Origin of the sequence: Streptomyces sp. CB02959, assembly GCF_002803155.1 — a bacterium.
Classification (GTDB): Bacteria; Actinomycetota; Actinomycetes; order Streptomycetales; family Streptomycetaceae; genus Streptomyces.
In genome coordinates, this window is the sequence record NZ_NNBP01000001.1 from 386941 (window position 1) to 405811 (window position 18871).

Here is an 18871-nt window from a genome sequence, read left to right on the forward strand (position 1 = left end):
AAGGGGTTCGGCTGTCCGTCCCGTGCGGGGCCGGTGTCAGGTGCCGGTCCGGCGGCGGCGTGCCCCGAGCAGGGCGCGGTCCCGGCCCGCCGGGCGGACGGGCCCCGGCGGGGGCGCCGCCGCCCGGTCGCCGGCGAGGTGCCGGGCCATCGCCCGGATCGTCGGATGGCGGAACATGTCCAGGCGGCTCACGGCCGGGTCCAGCTCCGCCCGGAGCCGCGCCACCACGCGGGTCAGCCGCAGCGAATCGCCGCCGGCGTCGAAGAAGTTGACGTCGACGCCGACCGCCGGGGCGCCGAGCGCCTCCTGCCAGATCCCGGCGATCCGCTGTTCCAGCGGGCCTTCCGGCTTCGTCCCGCCGCTCTGGGCGGCGAGGACCGCGGCCCCGGGCGCGGGCAGCGCCCGGCGGTCGAGCTTGCCGTTCGGGGTGAGCGGGAGCTCCGGCAGGGGGACGACGACGGCGGGCGCCATGTAAGCGGGCAGGCGCGCCTGTACGTGGTCGCGCAGGGCGGCGAGGGTGGGGACGGCCGCGCCCGCGGCGACGAGGTAGGCCACCAGGCGGCCCTCGCCGTGGCCGGCGTCGTGCACGACGACCGCCGCCTGGGCGACCGCGGGGTGGTCCCGCAGTACGGTCTCCACCTCGCCGAGCTCGATCCGGAAGCCGTGCACCTTCACCTGGCTGTCCACCCGGCGCAGGTAGGCCAGGCGGCCGTCGGGGAGTTGCCGCACCAGGTCGCCGGTGCGGTAGACGCGGCCGGGGGCGAAGGGGTCGTCGAGGAACTTCTGCGCGGTGAGGTCGGGCCGCCCGTGGTAGCCGTCGGCCACCCCGTCCCCGCCGATGTACAGCTCTCCGGGGGTGCCCGGGGGGACCGGCCGGAGCCGCTCGTCGAGCACGTACATCCGCGTGTTGGCCAGGGGGCGGCCGATCGTGACCGGTGCGCCGGCCACCACCCGGTCCAGGGAGGACCAGATGGTGGTCTCGGTCGGCCCGTACATGTTCCAGACCCGGCGGGCGCGCCGGACGAGGTCGTCGGCGAGGTCGCCGGGGAGCGCCTCGCCCCCGCACAGGACGGTCAGCCGGTCGTCGCCCTGCCAGCCCGCTCCGATCAGCATCCGCCAGGTGACCGGGGTGGCCTGCATGACGGTCGGCCGGCACTCCTCGACCAGTGCGCGCAGCGCGAAGCCGTCGGCGGCCGTCGCGGCCGGCGCCACCTGGACCTGGCCGCCCGTCACCAGCGGCAGGAAGAGCTCCAGGCCCGCGATGTCGAAGCAGGCGGTGGTGACGGCGAGCAGGGTGTCGGTGCGGCCGAAGCCGGGCTCGCGGGCCATCGAGGTCAGGAAGTTGGTCAGGGCGCGGTGGCCGACCCGCACCCCCTTCGGGCGGCCGGTGGATCCGGAGGTGTAGATGACGTACGCCGGGTCCTTCGCGGACGCCCGGTCCTGGAAGTCCTCGGTGGGGTCCGCGGGCGGTTCGTCGGCCGCGTCGAGCTCGACGACCCGGGAGGGGCAGTCCGCCGGCAGCGCGGCGGACAGTGCGGACTCGGTGAGCACCAGCAGGGCGCCGGAGTCCGTGAGCATGTTCCGGATCCGCTCGGCCGGATAGACCGGGTCCAGCGGCACGTACGCCGCCCCGGTCTTGAGCACCGCCAGCAGGCCGGTGAGCAGGTCGGCGGAGCGGTGCAGGAACACTCCGGCCAGGGTGCCGGGGCCGGCGCCGAGGCGGGCGAGGCGGTGGGCGAGCCGGTCCGAGCGGCGGTCGAGCTCGCCGTAGGTGACGACGGTGTCGCCGAACCGGACGGCGGGCGCGTCCGGTTGGCGCCGGCTCCACTCCGCGAAGAGCTGGTGCACGCAGCGGTCGCCGGGGTAGTCGGCCACCGTGTCGTTCCAGGTGTCGAGCACCCGGCGGCTCTCGTCCTCGGTCAGCAGCGGGAGCAGCCCGGCGTCCTCGTCGGGCTGCTCGGCGGCCAGGCGGAGGAAGTGCCCGAAGCGGGCGGCGAGGCGGCGCGCGGTGCCGGAGCGGGCGGGGTCGGCCGGTTCGAAGGCGAGGTACCGGGGGCCCGCGCCGGGCGGTCCGAGGCGGACGGTGAGGGCGGGGCCGGCCGGGTCGGCCGCGGGGGCGGGGCGGCCGGTCAGGTCCACGGTGACGGGCAGCGCGGCGCCGGACGGGGCCGCGGGGCCGCGGAGGCGGGGGTCGCGCAGTTCCACCCCGCGCAGCGGTGCCCGGCGCCGCCGCACCTCGGCGAGCTGCGCGGCGACCGCCCCGGTGAACGCGGCCACGCTCTGCCCGACGGGTATCTCGGGGGTGCGGAACGGCACGTCGGCCCGCAGCGGGCTCGGTCCCGCGTCGGCGGCGGAGGCGTCGGCGGGCAGCCGCAGTCCGACGTCGAAGCCGCCGGCGGCGCCGCCGGACATCCGGCCGAGGAACAGCAGCAGCGCGGCGAGCAGCCGGGCCGTGTCCCCGTCGTCCGTGCCGTCCCGGTCATCCGCGCCGTACTGGTCCGCGGCGGGGCCGAGGACGCCGTCGAGCGCCGCGGTCGGCGCCGCCGTCCCGGTCCCGGGCGCCGTGCCGCCGGTGGTCTCCCCGCCCGGTTCGCCGTCCGCCCAGGGCACGTCGAGGGGCGCCGGTTCGGCCAGCCGCCGCAGCCAGTGGCTCTCGTGGCGGCGAGCCGCGCCGGCGGTGGCCGTCCAGCGCTCCAGCGCGGCGCCGTCGAGCCGGCTGAACCGGTCGCCGGGGCGGAGCGGGACCGCTCCCCCGGCCATCGGCCCCGCCAGGTCGACCAGTTCGGTCAACCGCACGTCGAGGTCGGCGGTCGCGACGACGACGGCAGCCCCCTCGACGGCCTCGGCGGCCTCGACGGCCAGCACGGTGCCCGGCGGGCTCGTCGAGGGGCGTGCGGTGACCTCCGCGCCCCGGACGGCGAACAGCCGCTCGCCCAGGGCGAGGAGGGCCAGGCCGAACGCGTTGTGGTGCGGCCCGAAGGCGGTGGCCCGGACCAGTGCGTCGAGTTCCCGGGCCGGCCGCTGCCAGGAGAACAGGCCCTCGCGGGGCGGGCCGTCGTGGCGGCCGTGGTAGGTGCGCCGGCTCAGGTCCTGGGCGGTGCGCACCTCGGTGCCGGCGGCCAGTTCGTCGACCAGTTCGCCGAAGGAGGCGGCGGCGGCCTCGTAGCAGGCGAGGTTGAGCGTGTGGGCGGTGTCGTCCGGCCGGACCGGGACGGTCCGCTGCTTGAGCAGGTCGCCGGTGTCCGCCTCCCGCTCCATCACGTGCCAGGTCACGCCGTGTTCGGTCGCGCCCTCCAGGAGGGCCCAGCTGGTGGCGTGGAGACCGGCGTGCCGGGGCAGCAGCGCGTCGTGGAAGTTGACGGGCATGCGCTCGGGCAGCGCCAGGACCTCGTCGGGCAGCATCCGCAGGTTGGTGATGCTGAAGAGGTACGCGAAGCGCAGCGGGCGCAGCCGTTCCAGCAGGCCCCGGCCGGGGGCGACGACGGTCAGGCCGTGCTCGGCCGCCCAGCGGCGCAGCCCCGGGTCGGCGGCGACCACGGCGACCACCTGGTGGCCGCGGGTCAGCAGGTGTTCGCCGCATTCGGCGAGGAGCGGTTCCTCCCCGATCAGGACGGCGGTGAAGGGTGCGGTCATCGCTGCTCCTCCTGTTCCTGGAGAACGGTGCTCAGTTGGTGGAGCAGGCGGTCCACCTCCGCGTCGGAGAGGCCGCCGACGATCTGTGCGAGGTCCTTTCCGGGCGCCGCGGGGGCCGTTGCCCCGGCCCCGGGCGACGGCTCGGCGGCACCGGCATCGGCGCCGGCAGGTGCCCCGGCCTCGATGGCGGGGCCGGTCGGGCCGGTCGGGCCGGTCCCCAGGGTGGCGAGGTGGCGGGCCAGCCGCTCGATGGTGATGTGCTCGAACAGCAGGGTCGTCGGGAGCGGCCCGAAGTCCGGTTCCAGCTCCTTGGTGAGGGTCAGGGCGACGAGCGAGTCGACGCCGTAGTTCTCGAAGGTGGACGTGGGGTCGAGGAGGTCCTCGGACATCTCCAGGACGCGGGCGAAGACCGCCCGCACCCGGAGTTCCGCGGCGCGGACCGGGTCCGGGCCGGACGGCTCCCCGGAGGCCGCCGCGGGGGCGGCCGCCGGGTGCCGCTCGGGCCGGGCCGCGGGCTCCGGTCCGGCGGCGGGGGCGGGCCCGGCCGCGGGGCGCGCCCCGGCGGCCGGCACGGGCACCAGGCCGTCGCTCTCGGCGACCAGCACCCGCTGGTAGGTGGCGCCCCCGTCACCGCCCGGCCGGGGGCGGGCGGTGACGCCGCGGAAGCCGTTCTGGGCGAGGACGTCGCGCCAGGCGGCCAGTCCGAGCAGCGGGGACCGCGGCAGCCGGTACTCCGCGTCCTCGAAGAGCCACCAGCCGGTTGCCAGGCCGAAGATCAGCGACATCTGGTCGCGGAGTTCGACGCCCTCGTTGACGACCAGCAGGCCGCCGGTCCGCAGCAGCTGCTTGGTGTGCGCCAGGGTGCGGTCGATCCTGCCGGTCGCGTGGAACACGTTGGTGCCCAGCACCAGGTCGTAGCCGCCGGCCTCGAAACCCTGCGCGGCCGGGTCCCGTTCGATGTCCAGGACGCGGAACGCGGCGAAGGGGTGGTCGGCGCCGAAGCGGCGGCGGCCGTGCCGGACGAACCCGTCGGAGACGTCGGTGTAGACGTACTCGACGTGCGCGCCGTGGCCCGCTTCGGCGAGGCGGCGCAGCACCAGGTCGCTGGTGCCACCGGTGCCCGCGCCCACCTCCAGCACTCGGATGCGGTCCCCGGGCTGCCTGCGCAGGCGCTCCGCCACGTACCGCAGCACGGTGCCGGCGACCTGGTCGTTGCACCGGCCGGCGGCCGGGTCCCCGGCGTAGACCGCCTCGACCAGGTCGAACGAGCCGCCGGGGAAGAGCACCTCCAGGTGGCTGCGGGCTCCGGTCAGGACGGCGGGCAGCGCGTCGAGGCAGCGCCGCAGCAGGGTGACCACCGGGCCGGTCGAGGGGTGGCGCCCGGTGAGGTGGGCGGCCGCCGCGTCGGGCCGGTCCAGGCAGCCGCGCAGGTCCGCGTCGTCGAGCCGTTCGGTGGTGACCAGTCGGTCGTCCTCGGCGCGGAGGTGGCCGCCGCGCAGCAGGACGTCGACGAGCAGGTCGAGCAGCCGCTCCTGGCCGGCGGCGACGCCGAGGCCGGCGCACAGACCGGCGCGGGTGTGGCGCTCGCCGGGCCGGTGCAGCACCCCCATGGTGCGCAGGGCGCCGACCAGCAGGTTCCGGGCGAGCCGCTCGGTCTCCGCGGAGGCTTCCGCGGAGGCGGAGGCGGAGGCGGAGGCGGAGGCGTCCGTGGCGGTCTCCGGGCCGTCGAGGACGGCGGCCGGGCCGGCGTCGGGGGCCGGTGCCGGGCCCGGCTGCGGCCGCAGCACGGTGTCCGGGTCGACGCCGAGACCGGCGAGGATGCCGGGCTCCGCGTTGACCACCAGCAGTTGCGGCAGGGCGCCGGACAGCACCCGTTCGACGGCGGCCAGGCCCTCGTCGGCGCCGATCGGGCGGATGCCCGCGGCGGCGAAGCGGCGCAGCACCCGCTCCCGGTGGGCGTCGCCCGCGGCGTGCCAGTAGCCCCAGTTGACGATGCGGACCGGGTACGGCACGGTCTGCGCCGCGGCCAGTGCCCAGGCGTCGGCGATGTGGCAGCCCGCCGCGTATCCGGCCTGGCCGTGGTTGCCCTCCAGGGTGACCGCGGAGGAGTAGAGCAGCGTGAAGTCCAGCGGTTCGCCGCGAAGCGCGTGGAACATGCTCCGGACGGTGTCCGCCTTGGCCGACAGGGCGCTGCGCAGCTCCGCCTCGTCGAGGTCCCGGACCGGCCGGTCCACCAGCACCATCGCGGAGTGGATCACGCCGTGCAGCGCGCCGAACCGGGCCTTGGCCTCGTCGACCACCTGCCGCAGCGCCGCCTCGTCGGTGGCGTCGCACGGCGTGTAGCGCACCTCGGCGCCCAACTGCTCCAGCTCCGCCAGGAAGGCGCCGCGCTCCGCGTCCAGCGGGCCGCGCCCGACCAGGACGAGCCGGGCCCGGTAGGTGCGGGCCAGGTACCGGGCGGTGTCCCGGCCGAGCACTCCGAGCCCGCCGAGGACGAGGTACACCCCGCGGTCGCGGAAGCGCGGCGGCGCGGCGGGCAGTTCCACCCTTTCGAGCCGGCGCACCCGGCGCACCCGGCCGCGCAGGGACACCGGCCGGGCCTTGGCCAGGGCCGGTTCCTCGACCAACGCGCGCACTCCGTCGGCGAGTTCGGTGCCGCGCACGTCCAGCAGCGCGGTGCTCAGCTGCGGGAACTCCTTGGTCGCGACCTCGCCGTAGCCGAGGAGTCCGGCGGCCGCCGGGTGCACCCGGTCCGCCTCGCCGAGCGGGAGGGCGTCGGCGGTGAGCACCTTGAGCCGGAGCGGGCGGTCGAGCAGCCCGGCCCGGTCCAGGCCCCGCACCAGGCGGTGGAGCGAGACCACACCGCGGTCCTGTGCCCGCCGCGACTCCGCGGCGCTGTCGGGCAGTCGGTCCGCCGCGTCGGTGCCGAGGAAGTACACCAGGTCGGTCCGCGGGGCGCGGGCCAGGGCGTCGGCCACCTCCCGCTCGCCGAGGCCGTCGGCGCCGAGCGTCAGCCGTATGTGCTCCGCGGTCGGGTGGGCGCGCTCCAGGGCGTCGACGAGGGGCGCGTCCTGCGCCGCGGCGACGGTGAGGACCGTCCGGGGAGCGGGGGCGTCCTCGCCGGTGCCGGTGCGGGGCGCGACCGCCCAGCGGGGCCGGTAGTCGATCCCGGCCGTCGCCTTCGACGGGCGCAGTACGAGGCCCAGGATCCGCACGCAGACCCGGCCCGCGGCGTCGGCGACGGTCACGTCGAACCGGTGCGCGCCCAGGGCGCGGATGCGGGACCAGCCGTCGCGGGGCACCGGGGCGTACCGCTCGATCCGGTCGGCGGCGAACGGCAGCAGCGCCCGGCCGCCGTCGTCCGCCGCGTCGCCGAGCAGCAGGGCCAGCGGGTGCAGCGCCGCGTCGAGGGCGCCCGGGTCGAGCGGGTCGGGGCGGGTGCCGGTGCCGTGCTGCCGCTCGGGGGCGCGCAGCCGGGCGAGGACGGTCCGCTCACCGGTCCAGACCTGCTCCACCCGCCGGAAGTACGGCCCGTAGTGCAGACCGCGCCGCCGCAGCCCGGCGTAGAGCTCCTCGCCGCCCACCCGGTGCGGGCAGTCCGCCTGGATCAGGTCGATCGCCAGCGGTTCGGGCCGGTCCGGGGCGGTGCCGAGGACCTGGCCGACCGAGTGGACGGGGTCGCCGCCCGGGGCGGCGGAGATCCGGTAGTCGTACGCGGTCCCGTCGCCTTCCGCGGTGGGCCGGCCGGGCCCGAACGCCAGGGTGAGCGCGGTGCCGGACTCCGGCACCAGGACCGGGGAGAGCCAGCGGACGTCCTGGAAGACCCGCGCCGCACCGTCGCCCAGGGCTCCGGCGACCAGGCCGAGATGGCCGACGCCGGGCAGCACCAGGGTGCCGTGGACGACGTGGTCGCGGACGACCGGATCGGTCGGTGCGAGGGTGCGGGACACCTCGTGCGGGGCGTCCGGCCGGGGGCCGGCCGGGGCGGCGGGCCGCCCGCCGCGGGTGGCCGGCAGCCAGTGCCGGGCGCGTTCGAACGGGTACGTGGGCAGCGGCACGGTGCGGTGCGGGTGCGGTGCCGCCGCGTCGACCGCCGCCCAGTCGGAGAAGGCTCCGGAAACCCAGAGCCGGGCGAGCCGGGTGCGGTCGCCGCCGGCGGCCAGCGTCTGGAGGAAGTCGGGGCCCGCTCCGCCGGTGAACACGTCCGCGAGCGCGGCGTGCTGTTCGGCGTTGCCGAGGACCGCCCAGGCGCCCGGGGTCCCGTCGGCGCACGCCGCGAACTTCTCGGCGGCGTCGGCGGGGTCGGACGCCAGGAAGGCCAGCCGTTCGGGCAGGGCTTCCCGGCCGGTCCGCAGGGTGTGCGCGGCGTCGGCGAGGGCGGGCTGTTCGCGGCGGAGGAAGGCGGCCAGCTCCGCGGCGTACGCCCGCAGCCGTTCGGGGCTGCGCGCGGAGAGCACCATCAGCTCGGGGCCGTCGGACGCGGCGGCGGGCCGGTCCGCCGGGGCCCGGTACTCCTCCAGGATCACGTGCGCGTTGGTGCCGCCCGCGCCGAAGGAGCTGACGCTCGCCCGTCGCGGCTGCTCCTCCGGTCCCCCGTCCGTCTCGACGACCGGCCGGGGCCAGGGGGCGAGGGTGCGCTGCACCCGGAACGGGGAGCCGGCGAAGTCGATGTTCGGGTTGAGCTCCTCGGAGTGCAGCGAGGGGACCAACTCGCCGTGCGCGAGCTGGAGTACGGCCTTGGTCACCCCGGCGATGCCGGCGGCGCCCTCCAGGTGGCCGATGTTCGACTTCACCGAGCCGAGCACCTGGCCGCCCGCGGACTGCGGGGACCGGCCGAAGGCCAGCGCCAGCGCGGTGTGCTCGATCGGGTCGCCCAGGGCGGTCCCGGTGCCGTGCGCCTCGACGTAGCCGATGGTGCGCGGGTCGATGCCGGCCCGGTCCAGGGCCTCTTCGACGAGTGCCTGCTGCGCCTGCGGGTTGGGCACGGTGTAGCCGCCGGTGCGGCCGCCGTGGTTCACCGCGGTCGCCTTGATCACGGCGTGGATGTGGTCGCCGTCGGCGACCGCCTCCGAGAGCCGCTTGAGCAGCACCGCGCCCACGCCCTCGCCCGGTACGTAGCCGTCGCCGCCGGCGCCGAAGGACCGGCAGCGCCCGTCGGTGGCGAGCATCCGCATCCGGCTGAGGTGGGCGTACTTCAGCGGGTGCGCGGAGACGTTGACGCCGCCGGCGAGCGCGTAGCGGCACTCGCCCCGGCGCACGCTCTCGCACGCCTGGTGCAGGGCGACCAGCGAGGCCGAGCACGCGGTGTCCACCACCACGCTCGGGCCGCGGAAGTCACCGGCGTAGGACACCTGGTTGGCGATCGCGGAGCGGTTGGCGAGCACCGTGTGGTGGTTGCCGCGGGCGGACTCGTCGGCGGCGAGCTGGGCGTAGTCGCCCCACATCACGCCGGCGAACACGCCGACGTCGCGGCCCTGGCCCCCGTAGCGGGGGCGCGGCAGGCGGGACGGCGGGTAGCCGGCGTTCTCCAGTGCCGACCAGGCGGCCTCCAGGAACAGGCGTTCCTGCGGGTCCATCAGCTTGGCCTGGGACGGCGGGATGCGGAAGAACAGCGAGTCGAAGGCGTCCACGTCGGACAGGAAGCCGCCCCACTTGCCGTAGCTGGTGCCCGGGGTCGCGGGGTCGGCGTCGAAGTGGGCGTCGGCGTCCCAGCGGTCGCGGGGCACCTCGGTGACCGCGTCCCGGCCCTGGCGCAGGTTCTCCCAGAACTCCGCCAGGTCGCGGGCCTGCGGGTAGCGCCCGCTGATGCCGATGATGGCGATGTCGTCGTCGGCGGCGCCGGCCGGGGCCGGTTCGCGCGTGGGCACGGGCGCGGGCGCGGGCCGGGACGGGGCCGGTCGCTGCTCGGCTGCCGCGCGGTCGGCCGGGGCCGCCGCCTCCTGCGGCGCGGCGGGGAACAGCTTCCCGACGGCGTCGGCGTGTTCGCGCAGCAGGTACTCCGCGAGGTCGTGCACCGTCCGGTACTCGAACAGCAGGGTCGCGCGGGCGCCGGGGAAGTCCCGGTCGAGCTGCGCGTTGGTCTCCATGACCAGGACGGAGTCGAGGCCGTAGGCGTCCAGCGGGGTGTGCGGATCGATCCGCTCCGCGGCCAGGCCGAGCACCTCGGACAGCAGTGCCCGCAGGTGGTCGCCGACCTGTGCGCGCAGGGCCGGGGCGGGGTCGGCCGCGGCCGGGCCGGTGGCGGGGGCCGGGCCGGTGGCGGGCGGCTGCCCGCCGGCCGGGGTGCCGGTGCCCGCGCCGCCGGTGGGCGGTGCCAGGGCCGCGTCGACGGCCCCGGGGTCGCCGAGCGCCGGGACCAGCCGGACGAGTCCGGTGCGCGCGGCGAGCTCCAGGGCCCGCAGCCCCTCCTCGGCGCCGAACTCCCGCATGCCGGTGCGCAGCCGGTATCCGGCGCGCTCCGCGTCGCCCATCAGGGCGTCCACCCCGCCGATCCGCCACAGGGGCCAGGCGGGCGCCAGGGTGCGGCCCGCGGCCCGCCCGGCGCGGACCCGCGCGTCGCGCCGGGCCGCGTAGGAGTCCAGGAAGCGGTTGGCCGCGGCGTACGCGCAGGTGCCGAAGTCGCCGACGACGGAGGCGATGGAGGAGAACACCACGAACAGGTCGAGCGGCTGGTCGGCGGTGAGCGCGTCCAGCAGCCGGACGCCGTGCGCCTTGGTCGCCAGGAGTTCGGTGAAGCGGGCGCGGTCGGCTTCGAGCACGGTGGCCGTGTCGGCGGCTCCGGCGAGGTGGAAGACCCCGTCGAGGTGCCCGAAGCGCTCGGTGGCGCGCGCCACCGCGGACCGCATGCCCTCGGGGTCGGCGGTGTCGGCGGCCACGAGCAGCACCTCGGCGCCCAGCTCGACGAGTTCGTCGGCGGCGGCCCGCGCCGCGGGGCCGTCGGCCGAGCGGCTGACCAGGACCAGCCGGGCCTGGTGGGCCGACGCCAGGTGGCGTACCAGCTCCAGGCCGATGCCGCCGGTGCCGCCGGTGACGAGGTAGCGGCCGTGCCGCTTGAGCGGCAGCCCGTCCCCGGTCGGCGGGACGGCCTCCGGCACCCTGCGCAGGACGCGGACCTGGCGCCCTTGCGCGCCGTGCCGCACCTCCGCACCGGCCGGCCGGCCGCCCTGCGCGAGTTCGGCGGCCAGCAGGCCCGCCAGTGCGGGCCCGTCGGCCAGGCCGTCCGCGCAGGTCACGGTGAACATCTCGCACCCCGGCAGCACCGCGGTGACGGACCGCGCGAACCCGGCCGCGGCCTCCTGGTCGGGGCGCGGCCCCGACGCGTCCTCGGCCAGCACGTAGGCGCAGCGCACGCGCCCGGCCGGGCGGACGGTGTCCACCGCCCGGACGAGGGCGCGCAGGGCGTGCAGTCCGCGGGCGAAGGCCGCGTCGAGAGCCGCGCCCGCCTCCTCGGAGGCGCCGCCGGTCCCGTAGCCGACCGGTTCGGTGGTCAGGCCCCACAGGTGGACGACGTCCAGCGAACGGACGCCCTCCCGCGTCAGGTCCGTCAGCAGCCGGGCGAAGTCGGCGGAACTGGCGGGGTCGACGGTGTACCGGTCGGGGCCGGTACGGGCGAAGCCCGTCGCCGCGCGGACGTCGACGACGCGCCGTCCGCCGCCCAGCGCGGCCAGCTCCCGGGCGGTGGCGTCGCCGTCCGCGAGGACGAGAACGGCGTCGGCGTCGGGGCGCGTGGCCGGCGCGAGGTCCTGGCCCTGCCACACCTGCTGGTAGAAGAACGGGTCGTCGGCCACGGCAGGCCGGGGGGTGCCGGCCGGGTCCGCGGGGAGCCGGTCCGCGCCGGCCCCGAGGTGGCGGCCGCCGAAGTTCCCGATGCGGACCAGTTCGGTCCCGTCGGCGTCGAGGATGCGGACGTCGAACTGGCGCAGGCCGGAGGCCGCGTCCGCGTCGCCGACGGGGACGGCGTGCGCGTAGCAGGTGCGGGGCAGCGGCGCCCGGACCTCCAGCGCGCCGAGGCTGAACGGCACGGCGAGCGGCCGGTCCTCCTCCGGTCGCGGCTGGTCCGCCCAGTGGCAGGCGCGGAGCGCGCCGTCGAGCAGCGCCGGCGGCAGGGGCTCCGCCGGGGCGGTGTCCGTCTCGGGCAGGGCGAGGCGGACCAGCGCGCCGCCGGGCCCGAAGCGGACGTCCTCGATGACGTCGAAGGAGGTTCCGTAGTCGAACCGTGCGGCCCGGTAGGTGCGTTGCACGGCGGCGGCGTCCCGGTGCTGCGGGCAGGCCGCGCGCAGCGCGTCGAGGTCGGCGGGCGCGGCGGGCGCGGGCCGCTCGGCGGGGGACGGTGCGCAAACCGTGCCGCGCACGTGGACGGTGCGCTCCGCGTCGCCGTCCGGGGTCCAGACGGTGAAGGCCAGTTCGCGGTCGGCGGCGCTCCGGCCGGCCGGGCGGGCGAGGGTGACGAAGACGTCGCGCGTCGCGTCCTCGATGACCACCGGCCGCCCCCACAGCACGTCCCGCAGGGAGTGCGCGCCGGCGAGTCCGGCCAGTTCGGCCGCGGCCCGCGCCATCTCCAGGCAGGCGGCGCCGGCCAGCAGCGGCCGGCCGTCGATGAGGTGGTCGCGCACCAGGGGTTCGTCGGCGCGGAAGGTCCGGCGGAAGCGGACCTCGTCGAGGGTGGACTCGTTGGCGTCGAGGAGCGGGTGCGGTCGGGCGGGCGCCGCGGCGGGCTCGGGCCGGCTCCGGTCCGCGGCGGGGACCCAGTGGCGTTCGCGGGCGAACGGGTAGTGCGGGGCGGGGATGCGGCGCGGCGCCGCCTCGTCGCCGGGGCGCTCCGCGTCCCAGTCGGCCGTGCCGTCCCGCGTCCAGCGGGCGGCGAGCGCGGCGGCCGGGCCGTCCTGGTGCCCCGGTGCGGGGTCGGTGGCGCCGCTCCGCAGCAGTGCCGGGTCCGGGGTGCCGTCGCGGTGGGCGCGCAGCGCGCGGACGAGGGTGGCGCCGTCCTCGGCGACCACCGCCAGGCGCTCCTCCCACACCTCGCGGCCGTGCTGGAGGGTGTGGGCGAGGTCCTCGGCGCGGACGTGGGCGCGCTCGGCGAAGTCGGCGAGGCGGTCGGCGTAGGCGCCCAGCCGCTCGGGGTCGCGTGCGGAGAGCGGGAAGACCAGCGGTCGGGGGAAGTTCTGCCCGGCCACGGGGGTGTCGGTGCGCGCGGGGCCGTCCCGGTACTCCTCCAGGACCAGGTGGGCGTTGGAGCCGCCCGCGCCGAAGGAGCTGAGCCCGGCCCGGCGGGGCGCCGGGCCGGATTCCGCGGCCGGCTCGGGCCAGTCGGCGGCCTCCCGCTGCACCCGGAACGGCGCGCGCCCGAAGTCGATGTTCGGGTTGAGCTCCTCGGAGTGCAGCGAGGGGACGAGCTGCCGGTGCCGGAACTGCAGCAGCACCTTGGTCAGCCCGGCGATACCGGCCGCCGACTCCAGGTGGCCGATGTTCGACTTCACCGAGCCGATGGGCCACCGCGGCCCGTCCGGGGTCGCGGTGCCGAAGACCTTGGCGAGCCCGGCGATCTCGATCGGGTCGCCCAGGGAGGTGCCGGTGCCGTGCGCCTCGACGTAGCCGAGGTCCGACGGCCGGAGTCCCGCCCCGTGCAGCGCCCGGCGCACCGCGTCGGCCTGCGCGTGCGGGTTGGGCACGGTGTAGCCGTTGGTGCGGCCGCCGTGGTTGACGGCGTGGCCGCGGATCACCCCGTAGATGTGGTCGCCGTCCCGGACGGCCGCGGCCAGCGGCTTGAGCAGCACCGCGCCGACGCCCTCGCCGGGGACGTAGCCGCTGCCGCCGGCGCCGAAGGCCCGGCACCGGCCGTCGGCGGAGACGAACCTGCCCTGGCTGAGGAAGACGTACTTGTACGGGTGCAGGGAGAGGTTGACCCCGCCCGCGATGGCCACCTCGCTCTCCGCCCTGCGCAGGCTCTCGCAGGCCAGGTGGATCGCGGTCAGCGACGACGAGCACATGGTGTCGAGGGCGATGCTGGGCCCGGTCAGGCCCAGGGTGTAGGAGACGCGGTTGGCGATCGAGGCGAACGAGGAGCCGGTGACCCTGATGCCGCCGCGCTCCGCGTCGGCCGCCCCGTAGAGCTGGTACTCGCCGTACATCACGCCGACGAAGACGCCCACGCTGTGCCCGGACAGGGCGTCCCGGCGGTATCCGGCGTCCTCCAGGACGTGCCACGACGTCTGCAGGAACAGCCGCTCCTGCGGGTCCATCAGCTCCGCCTCGCGGGGGGAGATGCCGAAGAACAGCGGGTCGAAGCGGTCGACGTCGCGCAGGAAGCCGCCCCACTTGGAGGAGGCGCGGCCGCGGGCGGACGGGTCCGGGTCGAAGTAGCGCGCGTGGTCCCAACGGTCGGCGGGGATCTCGGTGATGCAGTCGCGGCCGTCGGAGAGGTTCTGCCAGAACGCGTCCAGGTCGTCGGCCATGGGGTAGCGGCCGGTGAGTCCGATGACGGCGACGGCGTCGTCGTCGTACGGCGCGTCCGGGGCCGGGGCCGGGGCCGCGGGAGCGGTGCGGGCGGCGACGGGCGCGGCCTCCTCCCGGGCGGCGACGGCACCTGCGGTGGCCGCCGCGGAGTCCGCCCCATCCGCCTCGCTCTTCTCCGACGCCCCGTCCGCACCGGCCAGTTCGCGCAGCCGGGCGGCGTGTTCGGCGACGAAGTACCCCGCCATTTCCTCCAGGGTGGCGTACTCGAAGAACAGGGTCTTGGGCAGGTCGTCGAAGTGCCGGTCGAGTTCGGTGTTGAGCGTGGTGATGATGAGCGAGTCGATGCCGTAGCGGTCGAAGGGGACCCGCAGGTCGAGCTCGGCCGGGTCGAGTTTGGTCCGCTCGGCGAGCAGCCCGCGCAGGAAGGTCCCCACCCACGCGGTGAGGTCCGCCTCGGACAGCTCCGTCCGGGCCGTCCCCGGGACCGCGGCCGGGCGTGCCGCGGCCCGCACGGGGGTCGGCGCGAGCGCAGCCGCGACCCGGACCGGGTCCCCGTATCCGACGAGGACCGCACCGCCGTCCTGGCCCAGCGCCGCGTCGAAGGCCGCCAGGCCGTCGGCCGTCGGCATCGGGACCAGGCCGAGGCGGTGGCGCAGTGCCCGGGCGGCGTCCTCGTCCTGGCGCATACCGCCGTCCTGCCAGAGCGGCCAGGCCAGGGAGACGGTGCGGCCGGGGCGGCGGCCGTCCGCCGCCTGGGCGCGGCGGCGCTCGGCGAACGCGTCGAGGAACGCGTTGGCGTAGGCGTAGTCGCTCTGCCCCGGGTTGCCGAAGACGCCGGCGATGGAGGAGAAGCAGACGAAGAAGTCCAGCGGGTCCTCGGCGGTGAGCCGGTCGAGGTGCACCGTGCCGTGCACCTTGGGGCGCACGACCTCGGTGAACTCCTCCCAGCTCTTGCGGAGCAGGAACCCGTCGTGCAGCGTGCCGGCCGCGTGCACCACGCCGCGCAGCGGGCCGTGGTCGGCGCGGACGGCCGCGAGCAGCGCGCCCAGGCTCTCCTCGTCGGCCACGTCGGCGCGCCGGAAGACGACCTCGCAGCCGGTCGCCCGGAGGTCCGCGATCCGCCGCTCGGCCTCCGGGCCCGGCGCGGTCCGGCCGGTCAGCACCAGGGTGGCGGCGACCCCGCGTGCGAGGTGCTCGGCCACGGTCAGGCCGAGCCGGCCCGCGCCGCCGGTGAGCAGGTATACCCCGCCGTCCCTGAGCGCCGGGCCGTCGGCGGTCGCGGGGGCGTCGGGAGCGGCGTCGAGCCGCCGGTGACGGCGTACCTGCCGGACGCCGTCGGCGTACCGGGTCTCGGCCTCGCCGTCGTCCAGGAGCGCCGACTCCTCGACGAGTGTGCGCAGTACGGGGGCGTCGGCGTCCAGGCCGACCAGGCGGTGGAGCAGGCGCGGGTTCTCCAACGTGACGCTCCGGGCCAGGCCGGTGAGGGCGGCGGCCGCGGGGCTCGCGCCGTCCGCGTCGGTGCGGTGGGCGACCAGCACGGCGGTGCGGTCGCCGCCGCGGCGCTCCAGCAGCGCCTTGGTGAGCGCGAAGACGCTGGGCAGGCCGTGGTCGAGCAGGGTGGGGGTGAGCGGCTGCGCGGGGTCGTCGGCGTCGCACCAGGTGTGCAGTACGGCGGTGGGGGTCCGGCCGTGCTCCGCCAGGTGGTCGAGGAGCGCGGCGAAGTCGGCCTGGCTGCCCGGGTCCACGGTGCAGTGGTCGGCGTCCACGGCGGCGAACTCCGAGCCGGGGGTCACCAGGACCACGTCGGGTTCCGGGTCGCCGGCCGCCCGCAGCGCGTCGGCCAGCGCGGCGCGCCGGGCCGGGTCGTGGGCGAGCAGCAGCCGCGGACCGGTCGGGACCGGCGCGGCCGGGTCCGCCGTGCGCTGCCCGGCGGGCTCCCAGGCGCTGCCGAACAGGGCGCTCTCGGGCTGCCGCCGGTCGTCCCGCACGGTGCGCACGGACAGGTCGTGGAGCCGGGCCAGCAGCCGCCCCTCGGGGTCGAGGAGGTCGACGTGCGCCTTGGTCTGCTTCTCCCCCGAGCCGGCCGCGTGCAGGGTGACGTGCGCGAGGCAGTGCCGGGGCAGCGGCGCGAACACCTCCAGCCCGCCCAGGGCCAACGGCAGGTAGCTGGTGCCCTCGTCCTCACCGGCGGCGAGCAGGCCGACCACGGCGTGCAGGGCGCCGTCCAGCAGCGAGGGGTGCAGTACGAAGCCGGCGACGCCGGGCGCGGTCCCGGCCGCGTCCCCGGTCGCCCCGAACTCTTCGGCCGTTTCCGCCAGTTCGGGCAGTTCGGGGAGTTCGAGGACGCCCAGGGCCTGCCCGTCGCCGCGGTGCAGTGCGTGCAGGGAGCGCATGGCCGGGCCGTAGTCGAGCCCGCGGTCCCGCAGCAGGGTGTAGAGCTCGGGCGCGGCGAGCCGGTCCGGGCAGTGCGCGGTGAGGGCGGCCGGGTCGACGGGGGCGGGCGGGGCCGCCGGGGGCCGGACGGTGAGTTCCCCGCGGGCGAAGACCTCGGGGTCGCCGTCGGTCCCGCCGGAGCCGTCGGTGATCGTGAACCGCGCACCGTCGCCGTGCGGGGTGAGCCGGACGTGCACCGTCCGCGGTCCGCCGGCGAAGGACAGCGGCCGCTCGAAGGCGACGCGGTGCAGGGACAGTCCGCCCGGCGTGGCCGCGGGCAGGGCGAGCGCCCCGGCGGCGCGGGCCATCTCCAGGTAGCCGACGGCGGGCATGATGGCCTCGCCGCCGACCCGGTGCCCGTCGAGGTAGAACTCGCGGCCGGTCAGGGCGGTGGCGTAGCGGTGCTCGGCGAGGGTGGAGACGTTGGCGCCGATCAGCGGGTGCAGGCGGGCGGGCGCGCGGTCCGCGGCGTCGGCGGCGTCCGGGTCCTCGGGGTCGAGCCAGACCCGCCGGCCCTCGAACGGGTAGGTGGGCAGGGGGATGCGGCGGCGGCGCTCGTCGGCGTAGAGCGCGACCCAGTCCACCTCCGCCCCGTCGAGCCAGGCGGTGCGCACGGCTTCGAGGAGCTCCCGTCCGGACGCGTCGTCGCCGGGGGTGAACGCCGGGCGGCCGGCGCGGACGTCGCCGTCGCCGGTGACACAGCCGGGCCCGGAGCGCTCGCGCAGGAGCCGTACGGCCTCGGCGCGGTCGGCGCACAGGACCGCCCGCCGGTACCGGTGGGCCTGCCGGCCCACGGCGAGGGTGTGGGCGGCGTCGGCGAGGTCGGTGTCGGGGTGCCGGTCGAGGTGGTCGGCGAGGGCGTCGGTGAGGGTTTCCAGCGCCGTGGCGGTCTTGGCGGACAGCACCAGCAGGTGCGCGCCGTGCCCGGAGGGGCCGGACGGCTCCTGCCGCGGGGGCTCCTGGAGGACGGCGTGCGCGTTGGTGCCGCCGATGCCGAACGAGCTCACACCGGCCCGCAGTGGGCCGTCCGCGGTCCAGGGCGCGGTCTGCGTGCTGACGTAGAACGGTGTCGCGGGGAAGTCGATGGCCGGGTTGGGCCGCTCGTAGTTGAGCGTCGGCACCAGGACCCGGTGGCGCAGCATCAGCGCGGTCTTGATCACACCGGCCACGCCGGCGGCGGCGTCGAGGTGGCCGACGTTGGACTTGAGCGAGCCGATCGCGCAGAAGCCGGTGTCCGGCGTGCCGCGGCGGAACGCGTCGGTGAGCGCGGAGACCTCCACCGGGTCGCCGAGCCGGGTGGCGGTGCCGTGCGCCTCGACGTACGTCACGCTCCGCGGGTCGGTACCGGACACGGCGTGCGCCTCGGCGATGACGGCGGCCTGGCCCTCCTTGCCCGGGGCGGCGTAACTGACCTTCAGGGAACCGTCGTTGTTGGTCGCGGTGCCCTTGATCACGGCGTGCACGGTGTCGCCGTCGGCGAGGGCGTCCTCCAGGAGCTTGAGGACCACGATGCCGACGCCGTTGCCGAGCACGGTGCCGCCGGCGTCCGCGTCGAAGGTGCGCACCCGGCCGTCGGCGGAGAGGATCGCGCCTTCCTCGTACAGGTAGCCGCGGGTCTGCGGCAGTTTGACCGTCACACCGCCGGCCAGCGCCATGTCGCACTCGCCGTTGACCAGCCCCTGGCAGGCCAGGTGGATCGCCACCAGGGAGGTCGAGCAGGCGGTCTGGACGCTGTAGCTGGGGCCGCGCAGGTCCAGCTTGTAGCTGACCCGCGTGGCCAGGAAGTCCTTGTCGTTGCCGACCATGACCTTGAAGTGGTCGGAGGTCGCGGTCTGGTCGATGCGCGGCAGCACGTTCTGCTGGAGGTAGGTGTTGATCGCCGCGCCGCCGTAGACGCTGATCAGGCCGTCGTAGCGGCGCGGGTCGTACCCGGCGTCCTCCAGTGCCGTGTGGCAGCTCTGGAGGAAGAGCCGCTGCTGCGGGTCGATGACCTCCGCCTCGGCGGGGGTCAGCTCGAAGAACCCGGTGTCGAAGAGGTCGACGTCCGGCAGGATGCCGTGCGCCGGCACGTACGACGGGTCGGCGCGCAGCGCCGCCGGTATGCCGGCCCCGGCGAGCTCGTCGTCGCTGAACCGCGCGATGCCCTCGCGACCGGCCCGCAGCAGCTCCCAGAATTCCCCCACGCTGTCGGCGCCCGGGAAGCGCCCGGCCATGCCCACGATGGCGATGTCGGTCCCGGACACTTCAGTGCCGTCCTGCGAACTCACGGTCGTTCCCTCTTCCCTTGCTGCCCGGCCTCCGCACGGAGGCCGGGGTCATTCGGCAGACGAGGAGCTTGTCGGTCGGGCGCGGT

The 18871-nt window shown here is 76.9% G+C and carries 2 protein-coding genes; both read right to left on the reverse strand.

Annotated features, from left to right (window positions below):
- Positions 1–36 precede the first annotated feature (36 nt).
- Positions 37–3633 (reverse strand): amino acid adenylation domain-containing protein, encoded by a 3597-nt coding sequence (locus CG747_RS50640; RefSeq protein WP_100599774.1) that lies wholly within the window; start codon positions 3631–3633, stop codon positions 37–39.
- On the reverse strand, positions 3630–18785 hold the full coding sequence (locus CG747_RS47755) for an SDR family NAD(P)-dependent oxidoreductase (protein WP_180985343.1): 15156 nt from the start codon (positions 18783–18785) through the stop codon (positions 3630–3632). The genes CG747_RS50640 and CG747_RS47755 overlap by 4 nt, the downstream gene beginning before the upstream one ends.
- Positions 18786–18871 lie beyond the last annotated feature (86 nt).